Source organism: Lactobacillus sp. ESL0261, assembly GCF_003693025.1.
Lineage (GTDB): Bacteria > Bacillota > Bacilli > Lactobacillales > Lactobacillaceae > Lactobacillus > Lactobacillus kullabergensis.
Genome location: NZ_REHN01000010.1, coordinates 63,777 through 89,737, shown reverse-complemented (window position 1 = coordinate 89,737; position 25,961 = coordinate 63,777). Strand labels below are relative to the sequence as shown.

The 25,961-nt window shown below is 34.1% G+C and carries 23 protein-coding genes and 1 pseudogene; 18 read left to right on the top strand and 6 right to left on the bottom strand.

Annotated features, from left to right (window positions below):
* Positions 1-212: 212 nt before the first annotated feature.
* A complete protein-coding gene (locus F5ESL0261_RS07300; RefSeq protein ID WP_233560910.1) occupies positions 213-503 on the top strand; it encodes a DUF6176 family protein in 291 nt (96 codons plus the stop codon).
* Between the two features lie 78 nt (positions 504-581).
* Here the strand turns inward: F5ESL0261_RS07300 and F5ESL0261_RS07295 are convergent, their stop codons facing one another.
* The 3 genes and pseudogenes from F5ESL0261_RS07295 to F5ESL0261_RS07285 all read right to left on the bottom strand — a co-directional run bounded on the left by F5ESL0261_RS07295 (position 582) and on the right by F5ESL0261_RS07285 (position 3,688).
* The gene (locus tag F5ESL0261_RS07295) at positions 582-1,847 is read right to left on the bottom strand and encodes an ABC transporter permease (protein WP_122052741.1); all 1,266 of its coding nucleotides are present in this window, start codon (positions 1,845-1,847) and stop codon (positions 582-584) included.
* Positions 1,844-2,527: an ABC transporter ATP-binding protein gene (locus F5ESL0261_RS07290; protein ID WP_122052740.1), complete on the bottom strand. Its 684-nt coding sequence runs from the start codon at positions 2,525-2,527 to the stop codon at positions 1,844-1,846. The genes F5ESL0261_RS07295 and F5ESL0261_RS07290 overlap by 4 nt, the downstream gene beginning before the upstream one ends.
* 88 nt (positions 2,528-2,615) lie before the next feature.
* A pseudogene (locus F5ESL0261_RS07285) lies at positions 2,616-3,688 on the bottom strand (S66 peptidase family protein).
* A gap of 452 nt (positions 3,689-4,140) precedes the next feature.
* Between F5ESL0261_RS07285 and F5ESL0261_RS10130 the strand changes: the two are divergent.
* From F5ESL0261_RS10130 to F5ESL0261_RS07250, 7 genes are all read left to right on the top strand, one after another.
* Positions 4,141-4,278: a hypothetical protein gene (locus F5ESL0261_RS10130; RefSeq protein WP_158595207.1), complete on the top strand. Its 138-nt coding sequence runs from the start codon at positions 4,141-4,143 to the stop codon at positions 4,276-4,278.
* A gap of 238 nt (positions 4,279-4,516) precedes the next feature.
* Positions 4,517-4,777: a SemiSWEET family transporter gene (locus F5ESL0261_RS07275; protein WP_034980382.1), complete on the top strand. Its 261-nt coding sequence runs from the start codon at positions 4,517-4,519 to the stop codon at positions 4,775-4,777.
* 27 nt (positions 4,778-4,804) lie between these two features.
* Positions 4,805-6,154: a hypothetical protein gene (locus tag F5ESL0261_RS07270; RefSeq protein ID WP_122052738.1), complete on the top strand. Its 1,350-nt coding sequence runs from the start codon at positions 4,805-4,807 to the stop codon at positions 6,152-6,154.
* A 513-nt stretch (positions 6,155-6,667) separates the two neighbouring features.
* Entirely contained in the window at positions 6,668-9,271 is a 2,604-nt protein-coding gene (locus F5ESL0261_RS07265; protein ID WP_122052737.1) for a cation-translocating P-type ATPase, read from the top strand.
* 702 nt (positions 9,272-9,973) lie between these two features.
* Complete coding sequence (locus tag F5ESL0261_RS07260; protein ID WP_122052736.1) at positions 9,974-11,857, top strand: glucose PTS transporter subunit IIA; 1,884 nt, start codon at positions 9,974-9,976, stop codon at positions 11,855-11,857.
* A 1-nt stretch (position 11,858) separates the two neighbouring features.
* A complete protein-coding gene (locus tag F5ESL0261_RS07255; protein ID WP_122052735.1) occupies positions 11,859-13,310 on the top strand; it encodes a glycoside hydrolase family 1 protein in 1,452 nt (483 codons plus the stop codon).
* A gap of 354 nt (positions 13,311-13,664) precedes the next feature.
* Positions 13,665-14,312, top strand: coding sequence for a hypothetical protein (locus F5ESL0261_RS07250; RefSeq protein ID WP_122052734.1), 648 nt, complete (start codon positions 13,665-13,667; stop codon positions 14,310-14,312).
* Between the two features lie 371 nt (positions 14,313-14,683).
* On the opposite strand, the gene F5ESL0261_RS07245 is transcribed toward F5ESL0261_RS07250, so the two are convergent.
* The 3 genes from F5ESL0261_RS07245 to F5ESL0261_RS07235 form a co-directional block, all read right to left on the bottom strand.
* Positions 14,684-15,718 carry a linear amide C-N hydrolase gene (locus tag F5ESL0261_RS07245; protein WP_122052733.1) on the bottom strand — a complete coding sequence of 345 codons (1,035 nt, stop codon included), beginning with the start codon at positions 15,716-15,718 and terminating at the stop codon, positions 14,684-14,686.
* A gap of 428 nt (positions 15,719-16,146) precedes the next feature.
* Positions 16,147-16,731: a DJ-1 family glyoxalase III gene (locus tag F5ESL0261_RS07240; RefSeq protein WP_122052732.1), complete on the bottom strand. Its 585-nt coding sequence runs from the start codon at positions 16,729-16,731 to the stop codon at positions 16,147-16,149.
* Positions 16,732-16,767: 36 nt separating this feature from the next.
* Positions 16,768-17,442, bottom strand: coding sequence for an HAD family hydrolase (locus F5ESL0261_RS07235; RefSeq protein ID WP_370448910.1), 675 nt, complete (start codon positions 17,440-17,442; stop codon positions 16,768-16,770).
* 240 nt (positions 17,443-17,682) lie between these two features.
* Between F5ESL0261_RS07235 and F5ESL0261_RS07230 the strand changes: the two genes are divergently transcribed.
* The 10 genes from F5ESL0261_RS07230 (at position 17,683) to galT (ending at position 25,944) form a co-directional block, all read left to right on the top strand.
* Entirely contained in the window at positions 17,683-17,961 is a 279-nt protein-coding gene (locus F5ESL0261_RS07230; protein ID WP_034980372.1) for an autorepressor SdpR family transcription factor, read from the top strand.
* Positions 17,948-18,583 (top strand): SdpI family protein, encoded by a 636-nt coding sequence (locus tag F5ESL0261_RS07225; RefSeq protein ID WP_158595206.1) that lies wholly within the window; start codon positions 17,948-17,950, stop codon positions 18,581-18,583. Before F5ESL0261_RS07230 ends, F5ESL0261_RS07225 begins: the two co-directional genes overlap by 14 nt.
* A 254-nt stretch (positions 18,584-18,837) precedes the next feature.
* Positions 18,838-19,599, top strand: coding sequence for a sulfite exporter TauE/SafE family protein (locus tag F5ESL0261_RS07220; protein WP_122052730.1), 762 nt, complete (start codon positions 18,838-18,840; stop codon positions 19,597-19,599).
* A 34-nt stretch (positions 19,600-19,633) separates the two neighbouring features.
* Complete coding sequence (locus tag F5ESL0261_RS07215; RefSeq protein ID WP_122052729.1) at positions 19,634-20,314, top strand: histidine phosphatase family protein; 681 nt, start codon at positions 19,634-19,636, stop codon at positions 20,312-20,314.
* A gap of 53 nt (positions 20,315-20,367) precedes the next feature.
* Positions 20,368-21,249: a cation diffusion facilitator family transporter gene (locus tag F5ESL0261_RS07210; RefSeq protein WP_122052728.1), complete on the top strand. Its 882-nt coding sequence runs from the start codon at positions 20,368-20,370 to the stop codon at positions 21,247-21,249.
* 14 nt (positions 21,250-21,263) lie between these two features.
* Positions 21,264-21,443 (top strand): hypothetical protein, encoded by a 180-nt coding sequence (locus F5ESL0261_RS07205; RefSeq protein WP_122037857.1) that lies wholly within the window; start codon positions 21,264-21,266, stop codon positions 21,441-21,443.
* Position 21,444: 1 nt separating this feature from the next.
* Positions 21,445-22,125, top strand: a complete 681-nt coding sequence (locus tag F5ESL0261_RS07200; protein ID WP_122052727.1) for a 2,3-diphosphoglycerate-dependent phosphoglycerate mutase — start codon at positions 21,445-21,447, stop codon at positions 22,123-22,125.
* 85 nt (positions 22,126-22,210) lie between these two features.
* Complete coding sequence (locus F5ESL0261_RS07195) at positions 22,211-23,146, top strand: AAA family ATPase (protein ID WP_046325301.1); 936 nt, start codon at positions 22,211-22,213, stop codon at positions 23,144-23,146.
* A 140-nt stretch (positions 23,147-23,286) separates the two neighbouring features.
* Entirely contained in the window at positions 23,287-24,450 is a 1,164-nt protein-coding gene (locus F5ESL0261_RS07190; RefSeq protein ID WP_122052726.1) for a galactokinase, read from the top strand.
* A gap of 15 nt (positions 24,451-24,465) precedes the next feature.
* Positions 24,466-25,944 carry a UDP-glucose--hexose-1-phosphate uridylyltransferase gene (galT, locus tag F5ESL0261_RS07185; RefSeq protein WP_122052725.1) on the top strand — a complete coding sequence of 493 codons (1,479 nt, stop codon included), beginning with the start codon at positions 24,466-24,468 and terminating at the stop codon, positions 25,942-25,944.
* Positions 25,945-25,961 lie beyond the last annotated feature (17 nt).

Here is a 25,961-nt window from a genome sequence, read left to right as displayed (position 1 = left end):
CTAATCTCGGTATGATCAATGCCGTATTCGCGTTCTAGTTTAGCTAAAGAGGTTTGGTGGGATAAGTATTTACTGCAAATTTCCATTTTCAAAGTAGTTGAATATTTAGTCATGAAAAAAGTGCTCCATAATAGTTAGACATTAATCTGACTATTATGGAGCACTTCATTGGATTTTTGTCCAATCTCGAGGGTTAACTTCAACAGGAATGGATGGATTTTTTAAATAAACATCATCAAGATACTGTGGCAACAATGGCTGTAGAAAGAATGTATATTGAGACTGTATTTAAAGAGGAAAGTTCGGATGGTTACACATACTTTTATTGGTATTCTATGCAAGGAGAAGGAGGAAATGCAGTCGAAGATTCGGATAGTTATATTGATCAAAAACACTTAGAATATTGGGACGAGTGTATAGATACTGCATATAGGCCAGTGGATATGAAAGTGATGGAAAAACTAGTAGCACCTAAAATTAACAGCATTATAGATGCTGATTAAGTGAAAATGTTAGGCTGCTTGAATAAAAGAAGAATGAAAAACGTCAGATTCTAGTCTGACGTTTTTATTATTTGATTTTTATTCATATCTTAAAGCAGTGATTGGATCTAGTTTTGCTGCTCGTTTGGCTGGTAACGTACCTGCTAAAAAGGTAATTAGACAGATAATGCCAATAATTAGTAAACTGCTTGACCAGTTGAATTGAAGTAAAGTAAAGCCATCTAGACCTTTTAAGAATGATTTAGCAGCAAAATTGTTTAAGGCATTGCCTAAACCCATTGCTAGTAGTAATCCCAATGAAGAGCCAAGCAAACCAATTAAGATTGCTTCACAGCTAAAAATGGAAAATACTTTACCCTTGCTGAGCCCTAATGCCTTCATAAGACCAATTTCTTTTGTGCGATCTCTCACTGACATGTATAGAGTATTGATTACTCCAAAGCTGGCAGCTACCAATGCGATAGCTCCAAAAACGATTAAAACCCCAGTGACTGCGTTGAATGTTAGAAAAAGTTCATTGACTGCTTCCTTAAGAGTCATACCCGAATATCCTTTTTTAGTTAGATTATCCTCAATTTTTTTAATACTGCTAGCACTCTTGTTAATAGGGGTAGCCATAACACTGGTATACTTATCTTTTAATGCTTGCGGAAGTCCTTTTTGGTTGGCTGAAACTATTTTTTGTCCTAAGCCATTACTGTAGATAGCAAAACCTTTTGATACTATACTATCATTTCTTATTCCAACAATCGTAGCAGATATTTTTGCTCTTTTCTTAGTAAGGGGTGATTTTGTGACTAAAGTTACTTTTTTACCAAGAGCATCTTGAGCATTTTTGAAGCCGTAGGATTTAACCATTGGTTTAGTGATTAGAATCTGAGATTTTTTTCCGCTAGTAGCAACTTGGTGACCAACTTTTAAGTCGTAGTTGATCCCTTCGGTTATTTGCGCAATTATAAGATATTTAGTTTTATTAGGCCCTTGGACATAGTCAACATCACAGTCCTTTAACGCTTTAAAATCTTTTAAGCCTTTAACTGATTTGATTTTTTTAACGTCGTTTTTGTCCATCATACCATCAGCGTTTTGACTGCTCTTCTTGGTATTATATTTTTGAGGTTCATTCGTATCTTGACTGGAACTCCCAGGCAAAATAGACATTTGCTCAGTTTTACCTACATTGCCGACCTGCTTTTTCAAATAATCATTAACACCATTATTAATACCCATAGTAAAGGCAATAGTTAAGGAGCCAATGAAAACAGCTATTATGGTTAGGAATGTCCTCCCCTTATTGTGCCATAAGTTTGTAGCCGCAGAATTTAGAATATCATGGAAGCTCATTGCTGTGTTCCTCCCATTATTTGACCATCTTTAATCTGAACCTGACGCGCACATTTTTTTGCTAAATCAGGATCGTGAGTAACAATTATTAAGGTAATATTTTTTTCTTGATGTAGTTTAAATAAAATATTTTCAATATTTTCGCTAGTAGCTGAATCCAAGTTTCCTGTCGGCTCATCTGCAAAAATGATTTGGGGATCATTGACTAAGGCCCGCGCAATACAAACACGCTGCTTTTGACCCCCTGACAAGTCACTTGCTTTATTTTTAACTTTACTTTCAAGGCCAACTGCTTTGATGGCTGCCAATGCCTTTGATCTGCGTTCTTTTCCTGTGATTCCACCTATTTTTAAAGGAAGCATCACGTTTTCTAAAACACTATCTTGAGCATTTAAGAAAAATTGTTGAAAAACAAAGCCAAAGGTTTGATTGCGCAATTTATTTAATGCTTTGTTTTTAATTTTACTTGTGGGCTCATTATTTAGCCATACGCTACCAGTAGTAGGGCGGTCGAGGAGTGCCAAGATGTGCATTAAAGTAGACTTGCCTGAACCACTTTTGCCAATGATAGCAACAGAATCACCTTTGTCAATCTGTAAATTAATTCCTCGTAAGGCTTCAAATTTGGTTGCTCCCTTGCCATAGGTGCGGGTTACCTCACGGGTTTCAAGTAAACTCATAGATTCTCCTTCTTTCTTGTATTACTGTAATACATATATAATACACCATGATTAAAAAAAGGCAAATATTTTTTAAAAATTTTTCAGACTAGGCAAACCAGGATTCCATAATTTTTATCTCTGGTTTTTCAAAGTTAATTTGTGTGAGTGCGCAATAAGGTAGAGCGGTCCTTGGATAGGCGTGGCCAATATTTACATTATATAAAATTGGTGTATTGAACTTAGCAGTTTCTTCCAACAAGATTTGTTTATATTCTGCAAAATACTTTTTATCTTGAGGTTTGCCTACTAAAATTGCGCGAACATTTCCTAAAATACCAACTTCTTCTAATTTAGCTAATTCTTGACGATAAAGTTCAGGAGCTGGTTTTTCTTCACATGTTTCTATAAAAAGTATTTTATCTTTGGCTTCTTCCGTTGTGAGTATAAGCTGATACTGGTTAATAACAGATGGTTCGTCTGGATATCGATTTGTTGTTAAGTCATCATAAAGGCTATCAATGCAGCCACCCCATAGTCTACCTTGAACTTTTCCATGGCCACGTAAAACTTCATAACCGGTGTCTTTATGACTTATTCTTTCCTTACCAACTTGCTTAATTGAGAAATCAGTTCTTTCTTCATACCAATTTTGATTTGCAGGAATCAGAGTAACAGGTGGATTTTCAAAGTAATGTACTAAAGTTTTTTTAGTATAAGGCAAGAGTTCATTAGCCAGTTCTGCAAAATCAGTTAAAAAGCTTGGACCATAAAATGTTTGCAATCCCATTTTGTAAAACATTAGATGATTATTCGTAGTATCAGAGAAACCACTAAATAACTTGGGATGATCACAGACAGTTTTTTTAAATTCTTGATCTGCCATTAAATAGGGCAAAGTTCTGTAGGTGTCATCTCCGCCAATAAAGGCAAAAATACCTTTAATTTCTGGATCTAGAAATGCTGCTTTTAAATCGGCGGCACGTTCGGCTGGATGACTTTTAACATAAGTGCTACCTGAAAGAGCATGTGGCATAAATACAGGATTTAAGCCAAGTTGTTTCATGTGCTTGATTCCTTGTTTAGTTCATGGGAAGCAAAACTCTCACCTAGAGTACCAGCTGATAAACTAACAATTGCTACTTTATCACCTACTTGTAATTGCTTGGGTTTTATTAGCATAGATTGCTCATCTTCTTTCTTAATGAACTTCAATTTTATTAATAATACAATAAAAATTTACTCTTAAAAACCTTTTTAACGAGATCAAAATATTAAAGTGGAATAGATGAGCTTGATTAACATAATTTAAATAAAAACTTTTAGTAATGACCTGAAAGCTTTCCGGTTAAGCTCTCCAAATTTTAAAAAATATAATATTGGAGATAGGACGAAATAATTATAGTAATGGCAATTCCAAGTCGCCTACTAGATGGAGTAGTCTTAACTTTTATCAAGAAAAATATTCTCTATAGCCGTAATATAACTGACCAATTTAAAATAGATTTTTTTGTATTTCTGAGTCCGCTATTTATCTTCTTCTAAGAAGATTGAAGAATAACAGATTTTTATCAAGTTATGCTAAATCCTTTCAAGGAAGAACTAAATTAAAACTAATTAAAAAAGCATCTAATTTGAGTTATCAATTGACTGCAGATGGTAAAGCAATTAATTACAAAGGTTCAAAGCCTTATGAAAACTTTATCAAAAATAATTCCAAGAAAAATTTTCTTCTGGCAGATTCAACTGAAGGAATTATTACTATTAAATAAAATTTATACCCGTTGTCTGTTATATGCAAATTGAGTCCTAAACGCCAAATAGCTTTCAGGGCTATTTTTTATATCTATATATTTCATATAGGAAATGATACAAGTTACACAAAGATTTACAAAACGGGCAGATTGTGCTTTTTTTAATAATTAAATATAAAAATATGTCGCCTCTATGTACATGTATACTGGAGAGAGCGAATACATGATGCTAAGATGATTAATAGGAGATGAAATTATGAAATTAGAAAAAGCTATGACAGTTCTTGGATGGATTGCTTCTATTACAGCTATCATAATGTATGTGTCTTATATACCGCAAATTATTAACAATTTACATGGTGTTAAGGGTAGTCCTATTCAGCCATTAGCAACGGCAATTAATACATTTTTATGGGTAATTTATGCCTTGTTTAAAAAAGATCGTGATATTCCTTTAGCTGCTTGCAACGCTGCAGGGGTTGTTTTTGGATTAATCACATTTTTTACTGCACTATAATTTTGTTAAGGTTTGAGAGGTAAGAAAATGGTAAAAATTAAGATTACTAATCCACAAGAAAAGATTAAAATTCCAGTTCCAGTTAAATTTTCGGTCCCTGATGATATAACAGGGAATTATTGGGTTGTTAAAAATAATTCTGGAAAGACTTGTGTAGCACAGAGGTTACATAATGATTCAGAGCATAATTTTGTTGCTATTGTCAATTTCTCTGGCTCTGAAGAAGAATTATCTTTTGATCACGAAATTGAGGAGGATAAAGTTAAAGGTATTAAAGAGATGCCTACAGCTAAAGAAAATGATGCTTATGTGCATTTAAATACTGGTAAGTTTGATTTTGAACTTTGTCGTGGTACTGCTCAAGGTGAAGGTTCATCTAAATGGGGCTTACGACATTTCATGGCCGTGGATGAAAAACGAGATTTGTTGCCATCAGGAAATAATGCCATGGGTGGCTTTTATGGCCCCTTCTTCACTCCCGATAATGGTTTGATCAATCCGGCTGAACATATAATCGTAGATATCGAACCAGTTGAAGATGGTCCTGTTATGAAAGAGTATCGTTTATCAGGCAGAATACCAGACGGTTTAAAACCAGAATTACATGGAAAGCGTTTTGCCTTGGACTGGTCTTTTTATTACGATGTCCCTTTCTTTTCGCGCGTTTACCATGTAGATCATTTTCAAACCACAGTTAATCAACGATCTATTGTCGACAAAATCACTGTAGGTGATGAATTTGAAAGTGGAATTGGACAATTAGTATTTGATCGCTTTGCCACGTATGACGGTGTATGGTATCGAGAAGGAGATCCATATTCTGGTCAACTAGCAAATAAGGTACAAGAGTTAGTTCATGATGGTCAAAAACGGACTGATCGTTTTGAAGATTTTAGGAAACAACTTACAAGCAATATGGCTAATGCACATTGGGACCTGTATTGGCGCTTATTCTCTGTTTGGGAAAATGCATTATCTCAAGATGAGATAGAGACTAATTTGCATGATGTGCGTCAGAAAGCTTTTGTATTAGCTGAGTTGAATGATCGTCCGTGGTTATTTAGTGCTGACCCTGTTAATGTTAGTGAAGTAAACGATCAGACAGTCTTTGCTGGTCCCGCAACTAAGAGTGCTGAAATTAATACTCAAACCGGTCAGGCCATGGTTTGGCAAACTGAACATGCCTCAAATGCTTTTCAAATTGTTCAGAGGCCGCAATCAGGCTGGCAAAATTGGGGAACTAATGCAGAAAATGAGTGTCCCTCACTACCAGTTGGTAGTTTGATTCATACTGCGTATGGACCTTACCAGAATAATTGGCGTGAGGTAGCAGATAGTTTAGAAGCCTTAGCTGATGTAAGAGCAGAAGTAGAGTAAAACAGGTTTAAAATTTATGAGCCAAAAAATTCAAGAAATCCTGCTATTTAAGCTAGATTTCTTGGCTTTTTTATAATTTAAATGTGCTCTAAACATATTTAAAAGATATTTGGCAAAATCTAAATTTTAAATAACACTTTGCAAAAGAAAAGAAGCTATTTAAAACATATAGTGCAAACACTATAAGCATAAAAATAGCCAAAAATTGCCAGTTCCTGTATACTAATGTTAAGCTTTTATGGGGAAGAGGATGTTTAGTTTAGAAATAAAATTTTTAAACTAAAGACAATTTTTTAAAAAACGTTGTTAATTAACAACTAATTTTTAATAATCATGTAAGCAGAAAACTTCGGATAAATATCAGAGGCTTTCTGCTTTTTTAAAATAAACTAATTATTGTCTTTAATGCATGAATCAAGTTTGGCTTTTTATAAATGGCTCAATTACGATAAATATGGCTTTTCTATTCAAACAGCTTAATTGTAAATTTAATCGAATAATGGAGGAGATAGCATGTCCCAAAAATCAGAACTACTATTCAAATTAACCCCCGAGTCCGGTTTAACTGATGCTGAGATAGAAAAAAAGCGCAGTGAATTTGGCCCTAATGAATTGCTTGAAAAACAAGCTGTTCCACTATATAAAAAAATATGGCATCATCTAAAAGATATTTCGTCCTTAGTCCTTTTATTGGCGATAGTATTAGCGACGTATTTGGCTGTTTTTCAAAACGGTGGCTGGACCAAGACAATTGTAATTAGCCTGATTTTAATAATTAATGTTGTAATTGGCTTGTATCAGGAAGCTTCAGCCGAAAAATCACTGGCGGCTTTGAAGGCAATGAGTTTGCCAACGGCTAATGGTAGAAGAAATAATCATGATATTACAGTAGCTGCATCCGAATTAGTGCCAGGTGATTTAATCTATTTAAACACCGGTGATCAGGTACCAGCGGATGCTGTAGTATTAAGAGAAACTAACTTAACTGTTGATGAAGCGATTTTAACCGGTGAAAGTTTACCTGTTTCGAAAACATGTTATCGTCTCAAAGGCCATTTATCTGACGATGAACGCGTTTATTCTGGCACGGCTGTTGTTGGTGGTAGAGCCTTGGTTCAAGTTTCAGCAATCGGAATGGCAACAGAGCTTGGCAAAATTGCCAACCTTTTGAATAAAACTCAAAAAAGAGCAACTCCTTTGCAGGGCAAACTGGATCATTTATCAAAATGGATGACAGCTTTTGCTGGTCTAGGTGGTCTGATAATTTTTGTTTTAAGCATGGGTATGCAGAATAAGACTTTAGCAGACAGCTTAATGATTGGTCTTTCTTTAGCAGTTGCGGCTGTTCCCGAAACCTTGCCAATTATTGTGACAATCAGTTTATCTCGTGGTGTCAAAAAAATGGCTGAGCGCAATGCAATTATTAGACACATTGGTGCTGTGGAAACTATCGGTAACGTGGATGTTATTGCTACTGACAAAACCGGCACTTTAACTCAAAATAAAATGACCATTACTAAATATTGGACACCTGAAACGGGTATTAAGAAAGCGGCTGATTTACCTAAAGCAGGACAAAATTTATTGAAACTGCTTGGGTTAGCTAACAATGCCAAAATTATGGAAAAAGATGGCTTGGAAGAAGTTGTTGGCGATGCTACCGAAGTTGCGATTGTAAACTGGTTACACCAACAGGGCAGCTCACGCCAAGAGCTGGAAAATGAAGCACCTCGTATAGCAGAAGATCCGTTTGATTCTAATAAAAAAATGATGACGACGGTTCATCGATTAACTGATGGACGTCAATTAGTAATCGTTAAAGGTGCCTGGGACAGGCTGCACTTAGATAAAAAAGAACCAGTTAAATCTGGTCAAAAAGCTCATGATGATTTTGCTAAAAATGCGTTAAGAGTATTAGCAGTTGGGTATAAGGTAATAGCTTCTAATGCGGATCCAACTGATTGGGCTAAAAATAATTCCAATTTAAAACTTGCTGGTATGATCGGATTAATTGATCCGCCTCGACCTGAAGTATCCAGAGCTGTTACTAAAGCAAAACAAGCCGGCATCAAGACTGTAATGATTACTGGAGATCATCTTGTAACCGCCAAAGCAATAGCTGAAGAAATAGGTATTTTAGATTCTGATCAAAAAGCAATTACAGGGTCAGAATTACAAAAAATGACAGATTCTGAATTGAAAGACTGTATTCAAGATATAAGAGTTTTTGCTCGTGTTTCTCCCAGTGACAAAATCAGAATAGTTCAAGCTTGGCAAGATCTTGATAAAACAGTTGCAATGACAGGCGATGGCGTGAACGATGCACCGGCTCTTAAAGCAGCGGATGTTGGAATTGCGATGGGCATGACAGGTACAGAAGTGGCAAAAGAAGCTGCTGACATGATTTTGACTGACGATAATTTTGCTACAATTATTAAAGCTGTGACTGAGGGCAGAACGGTTTATCAAAATATTATTAAGGCAGTTGAATTCTTAATTGGTGTCAATTTCGCCCAAATTTTCTTAATGGTTATTAGTACAATTATAGGTTGGGGTGCACCACTTTTAGCAGAACAATTGTTAATTATTAATGTACTTGCAGATGGAATACCTGGATTCTTCATCAGTAAAGAGCCTGGTGAACCAAACATAATGGACCAAAATCCAATAGGTAATGATGAAAGCATTCTTGGCCGTGGATTAATGCAAAGAATGATTATTCGTGCGATTGCTTTCACGATTTTAACTTTGAGCACGTATGCTTATGGCAGATTTATTCTTTCAGCTAATAACCCACAAGTCGGGATGACCATGGTCTTTTTAGTATTAGCACTGGGGTCTATGATTGATATCTACGCTATTAAGGATACTCAACCAATCACTGTGCAAACATTTAAATCCAATAAAATGCTTAATTGGGGACTATTACTAAGCATGATACTAGTTTTATCACTGACACTCTTACCTCGTTTGCGACAATTTTTGCACTTTGCCTTGCTACCCGTTCAGGGCTGGCTGGTCGTTTTGATTGGTAGTTTAATTCCTGTTTTTGTTCTGGAAGTTAATAAACATTTGACTAACAACATTCAAATGGAACCAGAAAAGAATAGTTGCTAAAGATTTATTATACCTATAATTAAAAAATATTGACCTATGAATAAAGTTTCATGATATTAATTTCTTAAAATTAAATATGCATATGTTAATCTCAAATATAATATGAATTACAATAATGTCTTACTTTTATAAAAAATATTTATCAGTTTTGATTAATTTTATCCAAAGGTTAAAGTAAAAAAGTTTGCTCATGTCAGAATGATAATTCGCATTAGTTCAAAGATATGAATATGATAAAAAACGATTCTAAAACCGTAAAGAGTTAATATGAATAAGTTATACAATTGCAAACTACTATAAAGAATTCATAGTGGTCGTGAATAAAATGGGAACAATATATAAATATGAACAATAACTTGGCACTTTACTATTTGTAGTTACAATTTCATCAAATTATAATTTATATCTTTTTATTTTAGTAATATAATTATTGTTATTGCCTTTTTGTGTTATTAATTAATAATAAAACTAAACAAGTATCCTCAACTTGCACACTTTAATATAATTTTCACATCTTAAAATTTGAGATATTGTTATTCTCTTAACTTTTATTGATAAATGTAGTGTGGTTTAAAAGCTTTTGTAAAGACATATCAAAAAATAACATTGAAATGATAAAGCGTTTACTGTATAGTGTAAACGGATAGATTTTTTGTGAAGCTATTATCAAGCTTTTAAAAGGTATTATTGTGAGGAAAAAATATGAATGAAAAGGAAATTGCGCTAAATATACTTGACCGAGTTGGTTCGGCAGTAAATATAGCGAGTGCTTATCATTGTATGACAAGAATTAGATTGGATATTAATGACAAAGCAAAAGTTGATTTAAAGAGTTTAAAGGAGCTTAAGGGTGTTATTGAAGTTAGGTATCAAGGTGATCAACTACAGATAGTTTTAGGGAAAAATGTCTCTCCCGTTTGGGAAGAGTTACAAAAATTAATTTCAAAAAATGAAGAGCAGCAAATTAATTCGGTAAAAACAGCTAAGCCAAAAAAATCACTATGGGATAGATTTTTAGGAATGATTTCAGGAATATTTTCACCAATATTGCCTGCTGTAATTGGTGGCGGCTTAACTAAGGGTTTAATTTCTATTTTAACAATAACAAACCTAGTTAATCCTAAAAGTGATACAGCTACCGTTTTAAACATTATAGGAAATGCTGCTTTTTATTTTATGCCAATTTTAGTTGCATATTCTGCTGCTAAATATTTTAAAACAGACATTGTTTTGTCCATTACTGTAGTAGCAGCGTTATTAGATCCGACAATTGCTAGTGGTGTTGGAAAATTACTGTTGGTTGATACTATTCCAATACCTAAACAAAGTTATGGAAGTTCTTTGATTCCAGCAATTTTAACTGTCTGGGTACTAAAATATGTATACCGGTTTCTACAAAACCACATACCAAATATGGTGTCGGTGTTATTTGTACCGTTGTTGACATTTTTCATTATGATACCGTTAGCCTTAATTGTTTTTGGACCAATCGGCGCATACGCTGGTAGTCTCTTTGCTATGATTACAGGAGTTTTAAAACAAAGTGTTCCTGCATTATATGGTGCAATACTTTGTGGACTTGCTCCTTTAATAATTATGACAGGTATGCATATAGCTTCTAATCCAATTATTTTAGCTGAAATAAAAGCTACAGGGAAGGAAAGTGGCTTTCTAGTATTACAAATTTTTTCAAATATGGCTATGGCGGGCGCAGTCCTCGGGACATTTTTTAGATTAAAAGACAAGAAAAAGAAGTCAGAAACATTAGGTTCTTTTATTTCTGCAATGTTCGGTATCACAGAACCTGCTTTATATGGTGTTGCATTAAAATACAAAAAACCTTTATATTCTGCCATGATTTCCGGGGCCATCGTAGGAGCTTTTCTTGAAACATTACATATATCAATGTATGGTTTTGCAGCCCCTAATCTTTTTGCGATGTCTTTATTAATAAATCCTAAAAACCATTCATTGGGTAACTTTTATTTGGGCATTGTAGGAATAATTGCTGCTTTTATAATTGCATTTATAATTTCTTTAATGTTGGGTGTTAATGAGAAAAATACTCAGAAAAACAATGCATTTATTTCTTCTAAGAGTCAAATAGATTTACCTGAAGAAGATTATGTACTTTCTCCACTAAATGGAGAAAGTAAGTCGGTAAATAATTGTAGTGACGAAATTTTTGCTAGTGAAAAGTTAGGAAAAGGAATTATATTATTGCCAGAAAAAAATGAGGATACTATTTATTCTCCATTTCCTGGAAAAGTCTACGCAGAAATGGAAACAAAACACGCGATCGGATTAATGTCTAATACTGGTGTGGAGTTATTAATTCATGTTGGTTTGGATACAGTGGATATGAAAGGAGCAGGATTTTCTTATTTAGTTTCTAAGGGAGAAGATATTAAAGCAGGTCAGCCTTTAATGAGATTTAGCCAGAAAAAAATAAAAGATGCTGGACATGTTATGGAGATTCCAGTAGTAATTACAAATACAGATAAATATTCAGAAATAAAAATAAATGAAAATAAAAATGTAAAAATGGGTGAAAAAATAATTTTTGCAATTAAGGAGAGGATATAAAATGACTGAATTTCCAAAGAACTTCTTATGGGGTGGAGCAACATCAGCTTCACAGTATGAAGGTGGTTTTGCTGCGGGAGGTCGTGGCCCGTCTCAAACAGATTACATACGAAGAATTAAAAAAGCTGATAATGATAAAAATTTTTTATATGATGTAACTGAAGAGCAATTTGAAAAATATCGAAAACATCCAAGTGATTATAATTTTCCATTTAGAAGAGGCTCTGATTTTTATCATCACTATAAAGAGGACATTGCACTAATGGGAGAAATGGGTTTTAAGGTTTTTCGCATGAGTATTTCTTGGAGCCGACTTTTTCCAAAGGGAATAGAGGAAAAACCTTGTCAAGATGGAGTTTCTTTTTATCATAATGTATTCAAGGAATGTCATAAATATAATATTGAACCATTAGTTACAATGATACATTACGATATACCTGCCTACTTAACAGAAACAATCAATGGTTGGGAAAGTCCAAAAACAGTGGAGTATTTCACACATTATACTAAATTTTTGATTGATGAATATAAAGATGAAGTAAAATATTGGCTTACTTTTAATGAAATTAATATGGTTTTGAATTCAGCATTCTTAGGTGGAGGAATGTTTGTAGAAAGATCGAAAAAATCACCTGAAGAATGTATGCACCAAGCTTTACATCATCAACTTATAGCTAGTGCTTTAACTGTTAAATATTTCAAAAAGCATGCGTCCAATGATAAGATTGGCAATATGATTGCACGTTTACAAACATATCCATATACTTGCAAACCAGCTGATGTCTTGGCTTCGCAACAGCAGAATCAATTCAATTGGTTCCCGACCGATGTTCAGGTTAAAGGATTTTATCCACAGTTTATTTTAAATTATTACAAGAAAAATAATATTCATATTGATTGGTTCCCTAATTACAAAGAAATTCTAAAATCAGGTACTGTAGATTTTGCTGCTATTAGCTACTATCATACAGGAGTAGTAAGTACAGATGAGGATAAAAAAGAAAAAATTGGAACATTTGTAAGAAAACTTGAAAATCCTTATACAAAGGCATCTGATTGGGGTTGGACTATTGATCCTACTGGATTACGAATTAGTTTGAATGACATGAGTGAAAGATATAATCACATTCCTATTTTTATCGTTGAAAATGGGTTAGGAGCTCATGATGAATTAACAAAAGACCATCAAGTTCACGACCAATACAGAATTAATTACATTAGTGATCATTTAAAAGCTATAAAAGAAGCAATAATGGATGGCTGTAATGTTATAGGATACACTTCATGGGGATGTATTGATATTGTAAGTAGTGGCGATGCCCAAATGACAAAACGCTATGGTTATGTATATGTTGATGCTGACGATGAAGGTAACGGTACTTATAATAGATATCGGAAAGATTCATTTTATTGGTACAAAAAAGTAATTGAAAGTAATGGTAAAGACATTTAAGAAGCAAGAGTGATAAAACTTTAACAGAAAATCTATTCCCATTTTTATATTATCTACACTTATTAATTTTTATTAATAGAAAAGTTAATGCTTTATATAAATGAATTCAGATCTTCGTGAAAAATTGATAATAGTTTTTTTCAATTTACTTTTAACGTTATTTTGATCCTTTCAAGATTAAAACAAATAAAAATAAAAACTAAGATTTGTTTAGAAAAAGGCTTATGATGTTTGCTTTTAGCAAGCACTGATAAGCTTTTTTTATTTAAAAATCAATTATTGTTGACATATAATTGTAATAAAGTTACAATTTTGTTACAAATTATTATTATAGTTTATTTTTGAGGTTAAAAAATGAAACACAAGTATTTTAGAACAATTTTATGTTCTGCAGCCATCCTTTTTTCTTTTACAACATTAACCACTTTAACCGTGACCAAAGCAGAAAGTACTGATACTGCTAAGCCAGCAGCAGTTAGTCCTGCAACCGACCCGGGTATGACCGTTACGCCTGCTAAACGGTTTTCTAAAGAAGGTTACGTATTTAAATTAGCTAGGAATGCTACTGTTTATCACGAAGTTAATGATTTCGTTAGTCATACTTCTAAGCCGTTTGGCAAAAGCTGGGTTAAGAAAATGGCAGATAAAAATATAAAATTTAAGATTACTGAATTTGGTACCGGTAGGGTTGAATTGGTCGCTCACATAGTTGATCAAAGTGGCAAAAACCAAGGCTGGGTTACCTTCTTTAATGGCGATCTTTATAACATAAATGCTAAGAGAAAAGCTTTACAGCCACTGATCAAAGCCGAGTTAAAAGTCATGGATTCACAGTTTGAAGGCAAAAAGCCATCACTAATTCAAACTAAAAATGAGGCTAAAAAGCTACACGGTCAAAACAAAAAAATTGCCAATAAATCAATAAAGGAAATAAAAGACTGGTTTGCTTATAAAGGTGATTTATCGTTTACACAATATCCGTCACTATTAGTTGGTAAATAGTTTATTTTACTTTTTATACCTAATATATATTCATGAATAAAAGGACTTTGTTTTAATAAAGAATATTTTTAATTACCTACTTAAGAAATTGAGCATTGGTTTTTGAATTTATATATTTAACCGGAAATGTGTCTATGCCGAAATGCTTTGATATTAGTAATAACTATGTTTACAACCTAAACCAATTTTAGCTAAATTTTTAGGAAAAATATTTCTTTTCAGTTCTTCTCGAGAAAAAAGATTGGCAATATGAGAAAAGTAAATGACTTAAGTAAGAAAGAAAAACTGAACTGTCCGAAACTTGAAAAATAAGAAAACCGCCTCAATTACTATATTAATGCGGTTTTTGTTTCTATCTTTCAAGTTTAACTTTAAGCTAAAGCTTTTTGTTTTTTGGTTTCTAAAACTTTAAAGTCATGTTGAATAGGTTGGGTAATTTTAGTAGTTGTGCCAGGGTCTAGAACAAATTTTGTCATTGTTGGGCAATCCTCTGGTTGAATATACAAACTTCTGCTTGAAACATCATATCCTGCCCAGTAACCTGAATAATCACATTTGTCTTCACCTTCGTGAAGATGCTCTAATCCCCGTGGAATCATGACCGATTTGAATACATTATATAGTTGAGGAATTCCTTGATCTGAATGGAATGGTGCTAAAAATTTAGAAATAAATGTTCCACGAACAAAACGTGATGGAGCAGTATAGTCACCAGGTAATCCTAATAATCCAGAACCACTTTCAATTTGTTTAATGTCTAGCTGATCGCTTATTTGGTGATGACCCAAATTGTGATTGGTTAAATGTAAGTAATTACGCAAATTGTCAAGGTGCCAAGGATATTCTGGACTGTTGGTCATAACGCCAATACCATCATATATTTTAAAGGCCCCATTATTAACCGGCTCCAAAATAACGCTTTTACCACTTGGATCACAGAAAGTGTAATGCATTGGAATTGGAGTAGGAATGCCAGTGTCTGCATTTTCCCAATCAGGATAATTGGTTTTTTCTTGGCCAAAATGCTTAAAAGCTTCTTTTATTTCAGCGATACTGCCAAAATTACTTAAAACATATGCAACAACTTCTTCGCCAATTATAGGTTTTAATCCTCGCTTTTTAAGACTTTCTACTGTATCCCAAGAAGCCTCTTCTAAGAATTGTGCATCACCAACTATACCTGCACTATTTATACCATCATTAAAAAAAAGTGAATCATTGACGTTGATACCCATAAACGGATATTTGGTCGTCCAGCTTTGGTGCAAACCCTTTAATTCATAGTTTGCAGGAAAAGTAGTCATTTTGCTATCCGCACTAGGTTTAAAGGGATCAAATGTAAAGTCCATAGTCCGTCCCCAAAATACGTCACCACTATCAGATTTAATTGCAATAGTTGTACACATGCTTAATACCTCCCGTTATTTGTTTTCCCCTTTTAAGGGTAATTTAATTTTATCATATTTTTAAAATACCTCTTAAAAAAATATTTTTGTAAATAAGAAGTACTAGTTCATAGGTGTTTAGCAGTAAAAAAATAAATTAATGCCAATTTCCTGCTACAAAAAATTGTTATCTTAATGTTAATTACAGTCACTTAATAAATATTCGAAAGAATAAAATGACTAAGACTAATGTTAAATTTACTTATTTAATTGTTATAGTCAATTTTTTAACTCAAATTTTGCGGGACAAGCTACCGCAACTCATTTTTGATAGGTGGTTCAGGAATTATTTTACTTTTAATGTTATCTAAAGTTATGAATAAGTTAAAAATCTATCGTAATAAAAAAAGTGAAGTTTAAAACTTCACCTTTTCGTGTCAAAGAAAAATTTACAAACTATCTTGAATATTGTTGGCTAGATAATTGTATAACATGCCCGCCTTTAGGTCCTTAGTGTCAATTCCCAGAGCTTCCGCAATTGCATATGCAAATGCCCAAGCAGTTGCCGGACCGCGACTAGTAATGACTTTATGTTCGTCATCAGTTACAGTAATATCTTCCTTGAAGTGACCGCTTGGTGCATCTTTTTCTGTTTGTTTTTCAAACCCGGGATAACATGTATAATCAGCTTCAGCTATAACGCCATAACGGGCGAGAGCAATAGGGGCAGCACACATTGCGGCATCCCACTTGCCAGCGTTATGCCGTTTTATCATTAGATCTGCCAGTTTTTCATTATCACGTAAATTTTCTGCTCCGGTTGTTCCACCTGGAAGAGCTACTATGTCATAATCCAATAGACTATCAGCAACAGTTTTATCACAGGTAAGTTTGATATTGTGCGCACCATTGACAGTTGTACTAGTAAGCCCAACCATATCCGCTTGTACACCTAAACGGCGCAACACATCGATAATGCTTAAGCCTTCTACTTCTTCACAACCATCGGCAAAAACTACAGCTACTTTATTCATTTGTTTTACCTCACAATCCTTTTACTTTATTATAAACTAGCTTAATTCCAGGTAAAATAATAAATCACTTAATTTATTTAAATGTAAGGTTGGGTGAGGGCTAATTGGCATTTTTACTTTCTTGGGCGCGAGCCAAAGGGAATCTAGGTTAGCATTTGCGGCACCCTGAATTTCATCGACTAAGTTTGTCCCAATCACAAGACAAGTAGCTGGCGACAGATTTTGCTGGTGCAATATTGTTGTCAAAACCTTTTTATCTGGTAATTTACTAGTCAAGTCATCTTTAAAATAAACCGCGGAAAAATAATTTATTAGTTCTGTATTTTGCATGCGGGATGAAGCCACGTCCTTTTTTTCTTTTGTCAGCAAAATCAGGTTAACTTTATTTTTCACTTCATCTAAAAAAGGCAAGACATCTTTATTTAACTGATCTTGTTTTTGCAACTGGTTATAAAAAGTGCCTTTCGCCGAAATCCAGTCATTTTTAAAGAATTCCTGCAAAGTTAATTTAATGCGTTCATCAAATCCTAGTAATTTAATCTTTTCCTGTACTGAGTTATATTGTATGCGCTGAGCTGGACCAAATTCTCTGCCTGCCAACTTCAAAGTCTGACTAAGTGCATTTAGTTCTGCAACTTTTTCGTTTAATAAGCTTCCTTCAAGAATAAAAATTAAAGTTTCATATTTTGCCAAGTGTACTTTTCCTTTCATTAACTAACCCTCTGCATTATAACGATTAGCTAAGCTAAATTAAAGACAAATATTTATGAACAAGTTTTTACTCATAATTTTTCTGAGTTCTCACACAGCCACCTGAATAGTTTTATTATTTTTACTATAGTTCAAGGATTTTTGATTAACATGTTAAAAATTATTGTTTTTTGTAAAAATTGTGATACTATTTAGACAAATATCTAATTAGATATTTGTCTAAATAGAAAGGAAACTAATGTGAGCTTTGAGTCTAGTTTTAAGGCCTTGTCAGATCCAGTGCGCCGCAAAATATTGCAGCTTTTAAAAAATGGACCAATGTCGGCAGGAGATATTGCTAATCATTTTAATATGACTAAAGCTACTATTTCCTACCACCTTAATATGCTGAAAAAGGCTGATTTAATTGAAGAGGAACACGAAAAAAACTTTATTTATTATTCGCTAAATACTTCTATTATAGAAGAAATTATGGGTTGGTTGGTTGATCTGAAAGGAGATCATGATGAAAAAGAATAGTATTCGTCTAACAGAATTAATCTCGCTTCTGCTAATCTTATTTCCAATTTTGACCGGAGCATTTTTATATAATCGTTTGCCGCAAAAAATGGCCACACACTTTGGGATGACTGATATGCCAAATGCTTTTAGCAATAAATTATGGGTTATTATTGGTCTGCCTTTTTTGGGAATTATGCTTCAAGTAATGGTTTTTTTTATATTACACAATCAAAAAGAAACCAAAAATCTTGATTTTAAGATAGTTAATATTACCCTTTGGCTTGTTCCTGTTATTACTAATATCGTAAATCTGTCACTTTATGCCTATGCACTGGGTCATAAAGTAAAAGGCTCCTTTATGCTTAGTGCTTTTTTGGGACTGTTCTTTATTATTTTTGGTAATTATCTGCCTAAAGTAAGTCCCAATCATGTCGTTGGCATTAAATTACCATGGACTTTGAATAATACGGAAAATTGGCGTAAAACACACAGATTTGCCGGATGGATCTTTTTTATCAGCGGCATTATTCTGCTTCTAACTTCTTATTGGGAAATGTATTGGACGGTTATATCCGTCACTATTATAGTTATTTTGATTCCAACTTGTTACTCGTATCTGTTGAGTAAGAAAGGATATTAAAGTAACTTAAGAAACTGAGAGATGAATTTAAAACAAAATATTTATTTTAGAGAAGAATTGGCTTTATTATCGACTAAAGTTAATTCTTTTTGCGTGCAAAAACTATAATGTTTCAGTAATTATTAGTTAGAGACTAATTTGTTAAATCAAACTTCATTATTAAATAGATAATTGGTCAGAATTAAAATACCTGCTTAAATTATTTTGCAAGAGCATTATAATAGAAATTAACTTTTAAAAGGGAGCTAATTTGAATGGCAGCTATTTTTTCAGTGATTTTTATCTTAATTGGAGGCGTGGCCAGTGGGTTGTTGTCGTCAGTAGCTTCAATGGCTTCTCTTGCTTCATATCCGGTATTACTAGCAGTTGGTATTCCACCAGTTTACGCCAACGTCACAAATGATGCTGCCTTGATTTGGACTAGTATTGGTTCTACTATTTCTTCGACAAAGGAACTTAAAGGACATTGGCACCAAGTTGCCTTTTACTCGATATTTACGGTTGTAGGTTCTTTAATTGGCTGTCGTTTATTGTTAGCTTTTCCATCTAGTGTTTTTGAAAAAGTGGTACCAATTTTTATTGCTGGCTCTGGTGTTATGGTAATTGTTTCAGGTAAGCATCATAGTTTAGAACCGCATAAAAGACCACTTTGGCAGGAGATTTTTTATATTGTTGCATTATTAGGGATGGGCATCTACACTGGGTATTTTGGAGCAGCTGGTGGAGTAATTGTGCTAGTTTTATTAACATATATTACTGATGAAAAGTTTATTGTCGTTAATGCAATCAAAAATGTCATCTGCGGCCTGGCTAATCTGGTAGCACTAATTGTTTTTATTTTTACCTCGCGAATATATTGGCTGCAGGCCATTCCTCTTGCTATCGGCATGTTCATTGGTGGTTATTTGGGGATGGACATTTTGCGCAAGGTTCCGGCCAAATATATCCGCATCTTTATTGCAACTTTAGCTTTTATTCAAGCTGGGTATTTCTTTTACAAAGCATATATGTTATAGTTTAAAACACGTTATAAAGGAAGGAGAATGCAAATTGGCAACAGAAATTTATTTTGTCCGCCACGGCGAAACAATGTTTAATCAGTTAAACAAGGTTCAAGGATGGTGTGATTCTCCCTTAACGGTTAAAGGAATTAATGATCTGAAGATTACTGCGCGAGCTTTAAGTCAAGTTCGTTTTGACAATATGTATTCTTCTGATTTAAAACGTGCAATTGATACAGTTCACTTGATGAAAGATGCCAATCAAGTTTCAGAAATCGGTAAAATTAAAAAATTACCTGAATTTCGAGAAGTATTTTTTGGCTCCTTTGAAGGTGATGATATTGAGGACACATGGAGACAGGTTGCACTAGCAGCAGGTGTTGGACCACAGACAGATGTAACTAAAATTATCAATCAAGTTGGTATTTATGAGTTTCGCGAAGCAACCAAAAAGGCCGATCCACGTCATTTAGCTGAAAATAAAAAAGAGCTGGACGAACGAATGGTGCGAGCTATCAATGTTCTTCATGAACTAACTAAAAATGAGAAGAGAGTTTTGTTAGTCTCCCATGGTGATTTTTTAAAAACTCTGGCAATTAAGTATTGGAACCAGAGTGACGGTCTTCATGATATTAATTTTCCCAATAATGGTAGTGTAACTCGGGGAATACTTCGTGAAGATGGCAATTTTGAAATTATAGATTATAATATAAATGCTGAAGATATGTAAAGTCCTGCTTAAAAGTAGGACTTTTTTCGCCCTTAGGCATTGAAAGGAAATTTATGAAGGATCACACTACAAAAAAATTTGCGTATGTAACTGGGTTGAATGTTGTTATTACGGCCGCTGAATTTATTGGTGGATTTGTTTCGGGGTCTTTATCCTTATTATCAGACGCAGTTCATAATCTCAGCGATGTTGGTGCAATAATTATTTCGTTTGTAGCTCACATTATCAGCAATAGGCGCAATAATAGGAACAAAACTTTTGGTTATGAGCGGGCTGAAACTTTGGCTGCTTTTACCAATGGTATTATCTTAATATTAATCAGTATCGTCCTATTTATTGAAGCGATTGAAAGATTTTGGACACCTACCAAAATTAGTGGTGGCGTTATGCTTATCGTTGCCATTATTGGACTCGTGTCAAATGTAATTTCAATGCTCGTGATGAATCAAGGTAGCGAGCAGAATTTAAATGTGCGCTCTACATTTATGCATATGCTGAGTGATGCTCTTTCAAGCGTAGCAGTGGTAATAGGTGCCATTTTTATTTACTACTGGCATATTAGCTGGATTGATCCGTTAATGACCTTACTGGTTTCAGTTTTTGTGTTTCATGAAGCTTGTGAAATAACAGCCAAAGCAGCAAATGTCTTAATGGAATCCAATCCCGATATTGACCTGGAAGAAGTTAATAGAATTGTTTTATCGTTTCCAGAAATAAAAAACATTCATCATGTACATCTGTGGCGTTATAGCGATCGTTATATCATGCTTGATGCGCACGTTAATGTTGATCCTGATTTGACTGCTAGAAAGTTTGAATTACTGACTCAAAAAATTAGTGCAAAATTGCAAAAATTAGGTATTAACCATATTAATTTTCAAGTTGAATGTGAACGCGGAAAAAATGATAAAATGATTGTAACTGATCGAGAGTAAGTAGGAGAAAGATAATTTTGAAAATCAGTATTTTTACTGCTGTTATCGTTTTGATAGTCGGCTTATATGATATTGCCTATGCTTATAACAGACGGTACCGCAATCATAATCGAGGAGTAACTCCTTTTATGATATTAGGCATCATTTTTACTATTAGCGGTTTGATTTTAATCATAATGCACTGGGTAAAGTAAAATGGTTAAGTTGGTATTGTTAAGACATGGTGAAAGTACAGCCAATAAGTCTAATGTATATACAGGCTGGAACGATGTTGGTTTAACTGTTAAAGGACGAAAACAAGCAGAATCCGCCGGCAATTTGATTAGAGAAATTACCGATTTTAAGCCTACTCATATCCATACTTCTGTTTTAACTCGGGCAATTGTGACAGCTAATATAGTAGCTGATATTTGTCATTTTTTATATTTACCTGTTACTAAGACTTGGCGTTTAAACGAAAGACATTATGGCAAATTGCGTGGAATAAATAAAGATGAGTCACGCAGAATATTTGGTAAACAGCAAGTGTTAGAATGGCGACGTGGCTTTTACGCTGTTCCTCCTTTGGGTGAAAAAGTGATTTCAAGACGCTATGCCAGTTGTGACATTCACCTCTTGCCAAGAGCTGAAAGTCTTTATCAAACACAAAAGAGAGTGTTACCTTATTATCAAGATAATGTAGCCACCAGGTTAAAAATGGGTGAGGATCAATTAGTCGTGGCTCATGGTTCAAGTTTGCGCGCACTAATTAAAAAATTGGAGAATATCAATGATCACGATATTATCAAGCTTGAGGTGCCAAATGCAGAGCCCATAATTTATACTTTTGATCAACATTTAAAAATTATTGATAAAAAGATTTTACGCAGCTTTTAGTTCAATAGTAAGGATTTCTGCAATTATATGTTAAAATTTAATACGATATCATTTAAATTTTACATTTTTAGTTTGGAGTAGAGGCATGCGTAAAATATTTTTATTACGAGGCGCACCCGGCTCTGGTAAATCTTCATTTATTTCTCGTCATCACTTACAGCCATATGCAATTAGTCGTGATCAGATCAGATTGTTATTGGCGAATCTAACCTATTATTATGAAGAAGAAACAGATTGCTTACATCAAGTTATTCCCCGTTATGCAAACGAGCAAACGGAAAAAGTGGTGGATTACCTCGTAGAAGAAAAAATGAAACGTGGCGAAACAGTTATTGTAGATAGTACGCATATTTTTACGGAAAACATCGAACATTATCAACCCTGGGTCGAGCGTTATCATTATGAGTTATTTGTCGTTGATTTAATGTATCATAAAACTTTGCGAAATTTATTGAATCGTAATGAAATTCGCAGACAGTATGATTGGGTTAAGCCTAATGTGATTAGGGAAATGTTTTTATCATATCAAGATAACTTTGATGTGCCTGAGTGGGCGCATGTGATAAGCCCTAATCAGTTAGGTAAAGCATTATCGCAAAAGGAAAGTAATTTGGATCATTTTGCTCACGTCATCGCAATTCCTGATAAAGTTACAGAAGAGAACTTTCCTCATGTGCATATTTCCAATTTTTATTTTTCTTTTAATGATTTATTTACAGAAAAGTATGGTACATATCGTAATGTAGTTACGATTGGGAAAACCAAGGATGAAGTTGTCAATCAGTTTCGCTTACCGTTTTTTGTATTTAAATTTCATCACAAACATTTTTTGATTTCTGCTTATCCGGTTAGAAATGAAATGCTTGATCCTATTAAAAAGGTTAAAAGTGTTTGGTCATATTCTACGGGACTAGCTAATCCGGCTGATTTTTTGGAGCAATTTCCCCAAAGCCGGCCGCAGCATGTGCACCAGTTTAATTTATGTAAATTACATCCGGATAGATTATTACATATTTGGTAATAGCCTTGAAAAGAGTTTCGACCAAACGAAACTCTTTTTTAATATTGAGAATTCCTTTTCAAGCCTTGCTGGTAAATTATAATGAAGTATAATTTAATTGTCAGTATGTTGATAGCGCTTTTAAAAGGAAATGGATACAAATGAAAATTAAAGAACTCAAGCAAGAATTTAGTAAAATTTATCACCAAGAACCAATCAGCTGTTATTTTTCGCCTGGTAGAATTAACTTAATTGGTGAGCACACAGATTATAATGGAGGTCATGTGTTCCCTTGTGCAATATCTTTAGGAATTTATGGTGCAGCCAGTCCGCGGACTGATGAAAGATTTTGCTTTTATTCTGCTAATTTTGCCGATATGGGCGTAGTAGAAACTGATATGCGCCAGCTGCAGTTTGCAAAGGAAGATTCATGGGCAAACTACGCAAAAGGGATGCTTCATTTTATGCTCGAAGATGGGGCAAAGATTGATCATGGTCTTAATATTTATATTAATGGCAATATTCCTGATGGTGCCGGATTATCTTCGTCTGCAGCCTTAGAAATGTTAATTGGCATTTTATTGCAGGATCAGTTTAAACTAACTTTTTCTAAGTTAGAAATCGTCAAGCTGGGAGTCAAAACCGAAAATGACTTTATTGGCGTCAATTCTGGCATTATGGATCAATATGCAGTTGCTATGAGTAAAAAAGATCACGCCATTCTGCTTGATACTGAAAAGGTAGAGTCTGAGCTGGTACCACTTGACTTGAAAGATAATGTCATTGTTATTATGAATACGAACAAGAAGAGGACCTTAGCAGATTCAAAATATAATGAACGTAGAGCAGAATGTGAAAAGGGACTGCACTTTTTGCAGGAGAAACTGTCAATTCAGTCGCTTGGTGAATTGGATAATTTAACTTTTGATGAGAATAGTTATCTTTTGCCAACAAAAAACCTGCTGAAACGCTGCCGTCACGCAGTCTGGGAAAATGAACGCACATTAAACGCTGAAAAAGCACTGCAAAAGGGTGATTTAAATGAATTTGGTCACTTAATGAATGCTTCACACGTCTCTTTAGAGTATGACTATGAAGTGACGGGTAAAGAACTTGATACATTGGTTCATACTGCCTGGAAACAGCCTGGAGTTTTAGGTGCAAGAATGACTGGTGCCGGTTTTGGTGGCTGTGCAATAGCTTTAGTTGCCAAAAATAAAGTTGAAGCTTTTGAAAAAAATGTCGCTGATATTTATCAAGAAGAAATTGGCTATTTACCTTCATTTTATATTGCAGACACTGCTGATGGTACAAAAGTTTTATAATGTTGGAAAGTTGAGATGGATAAAACGAATCTAATTGATAATTTTATTACGCAAGTTATTGCCCACAGCGATTTTACTGAACTTGATCGTATTTATTTGAGAAATAGAATTTTGGCCCTTGTTGGTGATGAAGTCAGAAAAGTAACAACCAATAAGGAAGATCTACTGGATCTTAAAGACGAGTTGATTCAAGCTGCTCAAAATTCAGGAAAGTGCCCAGCTAATAATTCCGCTCGGGATGTACTTGATGCACAATTAATGAATTTGATTGTCCCCAGACCAAGCATTGTTAACCACGACTTTTGGCAAACTTATGAGAGCTCACCACAAAAAGCGATAGCTGATTTTTACCAAATGGGTAAAGATAGTGATTATATTAAAACTAGAGCTATTGCAAAAAATATTTATTTTACAGCTGCAAGTAAATATGGCGATCTAGAAATTACGATTAATCTTTCCAAACCGGAAAAAGATCCTAAAGAAATTGCTGCAGCTAAAAATGCCAAAGTAAAATCATATCCAAAGTGCCAATTATGTATGGAGAATGAGGGTTACCTTGGTCATATAAATTATCCTGCGCGCACCAATCACCGTATCATTCGCTTTCATTTAGGAGATGAAACCTGGGGCTTTCAATATTCTCCTTATGCATATTTTAATGAGCACTGCATTTTCTTAGCGCCAAAGCATGAGCTAATGGTAATCAATAAACAAACTTTTGCCAATTTGCTGGAAATTGTGGCTAAATTTCCGGGCTATTTTGTTGGTAGCAATGCGGATTTGCCAATCGTAGGCGGTTCAATTTTAGCGCACGAACATTATCAGGGGGGCAAGCATCGCTTTCCGATGGAGAAAGCACCAATTGTTAAAGAACTTAACTTTAAGGGATTTGATGATGTCAAGGCGGGTATTGTCAAGTGGCCTATGTCTGTGATCCGTTTACGCGGTCTGAATAAAAATAACTTAATCAAATTAGCAAATAAAATTTTAATAAACTGGCGTGATTATAGTGATGAAAAAGTAGCAGTTCGGGCATTTACTAACAGTATACCTCACCATACTATTACTCCAATTGCTCGATTACATGGACAAACTTATGAACTTGATTTAGTTCTAAGAGACAATCAAACTTCAGATAAATATCCTGATGGAATTTTTCATCCCCATGCTGATGTACAACACATTAAAAAAGAAAATATCGGCTTAATTGAAGTAATGGGATTAGCAATTTTTCCGCCGCGTTTGAAGCCAGAGTTGCTTGAGGTTAAAAAATTTTTGCTTAACCAGCCTAACAGTATTGCACCTATGCATCTTGAGTGGGCTAAGGAAATTAGCCGTAAGTATGAAGTCACTAATGCAAATGTAGATCAAATTCTGCAAAAAGAACTAGGTCTTGTTTTTGCTCGCGTTTTGGAAGACGCAGGAGTTTTCAAACAAACTTTAGAGGGCAAAGCAGCTTTTATGCGTTTTGTTAAGAAAGTAGGTCTATGTTAAGTTTTTAATTTTATTTA

Bases quoted from the DNA above. Each gene is read 5' to 3' on its own strand.
- F5ESL0261_RS07300 (WP_233560910.1), top strand. From the start codon at position 213: ATGGATTTTTTAAATAAACATCATCAAGATACTGTGGCAACAATGGCT.
- F5ESL0261_RS07295 (WP_122052741.1), bottom strand. From the start codon at position 1,847: ATGAGCTTCCATGATATTCTAAATTCTGCGGCTACAAACTTATGGCAC.
- F5ESL0261_RS07290 (WP_122052740.1), bottom strand. From the start codon at position 2,527: ATGAGTTTACTTGAAACCCGTGAGGTAACCCGCACCTATGGCAAGGGA.
- F5ESL0261_RS07275 (WP_034980382.1), top strand. From the start codon at position 4,517: ATGAAATTAGAAAAAGCTATGACAGTTCTTGGATGGATTGCTTCTATT.
- F5ESL0261_RS07270 (WP_122052738.1), top strand. From the start codon at position 4,805: ATGGTAAAAATTAAGATTACTAATCCACAAGAAAAGATTAAAATTCCA.
- F5ESL0261_RS07265 (WP_122052737.1), top strand. From the start codon at position 6,668: ATGTCCCAAAAATCAGAACTACTATTCAAATTAACCCCCGAGTCCGGT.
- F5ESL0261_RS07260 (WP_122052736.1), top strand. From the start codon at position 9,974: ATGAATGAAAAGGAAATTGCGCTAAATATACTTGACCGAGTTGGTTCG.
- F5ESL0261_RS07255 (WP_122052735.1), top strand. From the start codon at position 11,859: ATGACTGAATTTCCAAAGAACTTCTTATGGGGTGGAGCAACATCAGCT.
- F5ESL0261_RS07250 (WP_122052734.1), top strand. From the start codon at position 13,665: ATGAAACACAAGTATTTTAGAACAATTTTATGTTCTGCAGCCATCCTT.
- F5ESL0261_RS07245 (WP_122052733.1), bottom strand. From the start codon at position 15,718: ATGTGTACAACTATTGCAATTAAATCTGATAGTGGTGACGTATTTTGG.
- F5ESL0261_RS07240 (WP_122052732.1), bottom strand. From the start codon at position 16,731: ATGAATAAAGTAGCTGTAGTTTTTGCCGATGGTTGTGAAGAAGTAGAA.
- F5ESL0261_RS07235 (WP_370448910.1), bottom strand. From the start codon at position 17,442: ATGAAAGGAAAAGTACACTTGGCAAAATATGAAACTTTAATTTTTATT.
- F5ESL0261_RS07225 (WP_158595206.1), top strand. From the start codon at position 17,948: ATGAAAAAGAATAGTATTCGTCTAACAGAATTAATCTCGCTTCTGCTA.
- F5ESL0261_RS07220 (WP_122052730.1), top strand. From the start codon at position 18,838: ATGGCAGCTATTTTTTCAGTGATTTTTATCTTAATTGGAGGCGTGGCC.
- F5ESL0261_RS07210 (WP_122052728.1), top strand. From the start codon at position 20,368: ATGAAGGATCACACTACAAAAAAATTTGCGTATGTAACTGGGTTGAAT.
- F5ESL0261_RS07200 (WP_122052727.1), top strand. From the start codon at position 21,445: ATGGTTAAGTTGGTATTGTTAAGACATGGTGAAAGTACAGCCAATAAG.
- F5ESL0261_RS07195 (WP_046325301.1), top strand. From the start codon at position 22,211: ATGCGTAAAATATTTTTATTACGAGGCGCACCCGGCTCTGGTAAATCT.
- F5ESL0261_RS07190 (WP_122052726.1), top strand. From the start codon at position 23,287: ATGAAAATTAAAGAACTCAAGCAAGAATTTAGTAAAATTTATCACCAA.
- galT (WP_122052725.1), top strand. From the start codon at position 24,466: ATGGATAAAACGAATCTAATTGATAATTTTATTACGCAAGTTATTGCC.